The following is a 3,546-nucleotide window of genomic DNA, read 5'->3' as shown; positions in this document are numbered from 1 at the left end:
CGCTGAATGTGTGCAGTCTGCAGAAGTTCGGGACACCGGAACATCAGGATCATACGCCGTTCCGCACTGCAGCTCTTCCGGACTCCTGTGGTCACAGGAAGTTCCTTCCTGGCGTATTCTGATCAGCCGGTCTTCAGGATGTTCTTTCCGGCAGAGGATATTCTGCAGTTCGAAACGGATAGGCACGGCATTGGAAAACCAGGGATAAAACGCGGTGTATATTGGAGACTGTGTCCAGTCCCCGAATTTCACCTGATAAAAACTGCCGAATGCAAAAGCACAGAACAACGTCCCTGCGAATTTCCGGGATATCTCGTCCGGCATGGTGAGAATATCTTTAAATCCACTGATATACCCCGTACTGAAGCGGTCCGTAAAATACTGCTTCAGTGCTTCAAGTTTACCGTCAGCCGATCCGGGTTCCCGGACACATTCTGTTTTAAGGAGTTCACCATCCGGCCCGATGATGAGTCTTACAGGATAGATCATTCCGATACAGCTGGCGGACAGTTCCGCAACTTTCGTGTCTGGAAGCTTCCCGTTTTTCAGGAAATCAGAAAACGTACAGAGATAATACAGGTTGCCGTTTTTTTCTTCTTCAAAATCAAGACAAACAGTGTAGCTGTAGACACACTTATCCTGATCATTGAAATACACGGTATGGGAAGCCTGGTAGGTACCGCTCCATGAATGAAAGGCAAAAGGATATCTTCCCGCCTCCGGAAAACCGTAACAGCTGTCATTATTGCTTCTGATCCGCTGATTGATTTCATGAACCTGCTTTCCTGAGGGCACAAAGATCCGGCTTCCTTCGATAAGGTCTCCGGAATACCGCTCCAGGCAAGGACAGTGCTTATTGTGAAAATCTTTAAGATATCCGGGATTCTCAATATGAAGCTGATCACTGATTTCCTCAAAGGTCTGCCCGGGCTGAACTGAATAAATCATCATAGGACTGTGTTTTTATAACACAATAATAAAAAATTTATTTGTAACTACATCAAAACAAATTGTTAAATTATTTAAAACCATCCTGTACAATTCCCCACTTAGTAAAAACGCAGGAACAGAAGATTATGACTGCGGGAAGACTGCCGGTTTTCTTCCGGACCTTTGAAATCATTCATCAAACCACCAGGTTTTTCCATCTTCTTTCCATCAGGTTCCGGATCAGGAATCCCAGGTACATGCCGGAAGTGTTCAGCAGGATATCGTCCACCTCAAAAATTCCCATTCTTGTAAAATACTGAAACCCTTCCACAATAGTAATGGCCGAAATAAAAGTAAAAAGCAGGGGTTTGATTCCCATAAGCTTCGGATAAGCCCACCCCAGGAAGCCGAACGGGACAAACATGATGATATTGCCTCCTACAATGGTAATGATATCTTTCCAGGAAATACAGCCTTTAATAAAATCGATGGTGGAAAGAACCGGCCGTATGGTCAGCAGGTTATCTTCAAACTGCCTTCTGCCCATTCCCAGAAACATCAGGTACAGCAGGAATAACGTATAGGGAAGGATTATGATCCTGTAGAATTTCTTTATCATCAACAGCCGTTTTATTCGCTTCAAAAATAGTAAATTTGTATCTTAAACCATCATAATGAAATACCTCTTACTGACCCTTATTTCTGCCATGCTGCTTTCCGTATCATGGCCTACATACGGTGTTCCGTTCTTTATATTCTTCGCTCTGGTTCCGCTTCTCATGATGGAGCACGGCGTTTCAAAATTTTCAGGTTACGGCAGGAAAAGCTGGGTAGTCTTCGGGCTTTCCTATCTTTGCTTCGTCATCTGGAATGTTGTAACCACAGGCTGGCTCTACGAAGCACGGAATCCGGACGGTAGCCATTCGCTGCTGGCCGTTGTTTTTCCGGTACTCGTGAATTCATTGCTCTATTCCCTGGTTTTCCAGTGCTACCACTGGTATAAAAACGCACAGGGAACGTACTGGGGCCTGGCCTTTTTTATAGCGATCTGGATGGCTTTCGAAAAATTCCACCTGAACTGGGAATTTACCTGGCCATGGCTGAACCTGGGGAATGTTTTCTCCGAATACCCGAAACTCATCCAGTGGTACGATACGCTGGGAGCCACCGGAGGAAGCTTCTGGATCCTGGCAGTGAATGTCTTCCTGTTTTATGCCATCCGGACGTGGGAGGCCGGACGGAAGAGAAAGGACCTGATCAAAAACGTTTCTCTCGCTATCGTATTAATTGCCGTACCCATGATTATTTCAATGGTGCGGTATCATAATTTTGATGAAAAACCTTTGGGGAGTGTAAATGTCCTGATGCTGCAGCCGGACCTCAATCCGTATGGCGAAAAATATTCCAGAGACAGTATGACCATTGAAAATGACCTTCTTCAGCTCGCGGAAAGCGGCTCAAAGGGAAAGATCGATTATTACATTGCCCCTGAAACCGCATTGCCCGGAAGAGGATCCATTTCGGAAAGGTCTTTTGATAAAAGCCTTATTTTAAACAACATCAAAAGCTTCCTGGCAAAGCATCCGGGTTCCGTCTTTGAGACAGGGATTTCTTCCCACAAATTCTACACCTCAAAAGACCATCTTCCGAAAGAGGCTTACCAGCTGAATCAGGGCCTCTGGATAGAAAGTTTTAATTCTGCCGTACAGGTGGTTCCGGATCGCAAAGTGGAAGTGTACCACAAAGGAAAACTGGTTCCGGGTGTTGAAATTTTTCCTTATATCAATTATCTGAAACCACTTTTGGGCGACGCCATGCTGAACCTCGGCGGTACGGTAGCTTCCCTGGGAACCGACAAGGAAAGAGTGGCTTTTGCCAATCCGTTCAACAAAGGGAAAATAGCACCGATTATCTGCTACGAAAGCATTTACGGAGAATTTACAGGGGATTATGTAAAGAAAGGCGCCAATTTCCTGGGGATCATGACCAACGATTCCTGGTGGGGCGTTTCGGAAGGCCACAAACAGCTGCTGTCCTATGCCAGATTAAGGGCGATTGAAACCCGGAGGGAAATTGCCAGGGCAGCCAACAGCGGTATTTCCGCCCATATTGATGCCCGCGGGGAAACCGTGGCCGATACTTTTTACGGGGATAAGACTACGCTGTTTGCCAAAGTCAATCTGTATGACGGACTGACATTTTATACCCGTGCCGGAGACCTGATGTCCAGGTTTTCCATTTTTGCATTGGGATTCCTGCTTTTCTATTTCCTGATCAAACGCCTCCAGAACCGTTTACAGAAGAAACCATAAGCCAGGAAATCAGAATAACGGCTTTAACTGCTCGGTCAGTAACAGGAAATGAAACAAAAAAAGACAAATATCCCATGTACCGTGCTGTCACTGATTTTATGGCATCGATCACCGGAATTATCCCATTGTTTATTAGAAATAATTTCCTGAAATATTTGTCTATCTGAAAAATTCTTTGTTATTTTGCACTCTCAAATATTATAGTACAAATAAGAACATCGAGATATGTCAAGAATTTGCCAAATAACAGGAAAGCGTGCAATGGTTGGTAACAACGTTTCTCACGCTAATAACAAAACGAAGC

Annotated in this window: 4 protein-coding genes; 2 read left to right on the top strand and 2 right to left on the bottom strand. The window is 44.9% G+C overall.

From position 1 onward, the window contains the following. On the bottom strand, positions 1–951 hold a 951-nt coding region (locus QZ735_RS12570), incomplete at its 3' end, for a hypothetical protein (RefSeq protein ID WP_294248985.1). A 175-nt stretch (positions 952–1,126) separates the two neighbouring features. Beyond that, positions 1,127–1,549, bottom strand: a complete 423-nt coding sequence (locus tag QZ735_RS12565) for a VanZ family protein (protein ID WP_294248982.1) — start codon at positions 1,547–1,549, stop codon at positions 1,127–1,129. Positions 1,550–1,604: 55 nt separating this feature from the next. Between QZ735_RS12565 and lnt the strand changes: the two genes are divergently transcribed. Further along, complete coding sequence (lnt, locus tag QZ735_RS12560; RefSeq protein ID WP_294248979.1) at positions 1,605–3,242, top strand: apolipoprotein N-acyltransferase; 1,638 nt, start codon at positions 1,605–1,607, stop codon at positions 3,240–3,242. 225 nt (positions 3,243–3,467) lie between these two features. Then, positions 3,468–3,546: L28 family ribosomal protein (locus QZ735_RS12555; RefSeq protein ID WP_294248987.1), on the top strand; the 79-nt coding region annotated here is incomplete at its 3' end.

It is taken from the genome of uncultured Chryseobacterium sp. (genome assembly GCF_913776365.1).
Taxonomy (GTDB): Bacteria; Bacteroidota; Bacteroidia; order Flavobacteriales; family Weeksellaceae; genus Chryseobacterium.
The sequence above is the reverse complement of the archived record's forward strand: the minus strand, read 5'-3'. Positions and strand labels throughout refer to the sequence as shown.

Bases quoted from the DNA above. Each gene is read 5' to 3' on its own strand.
- QZ735_RS12565 (WP_294248982.1), bottom strand. From the start codon at position 1,549: ATGATAAAGAAATTCTACAGGATCATAATCCTTCCCTATACGTTATTC.
- lnt (WP_294248979.1), top strand. From the start codon at position 1,605: ATGAAATACCTCTTACTGACCCTTATTTCTGCCATGCTGCTTTCCGTA.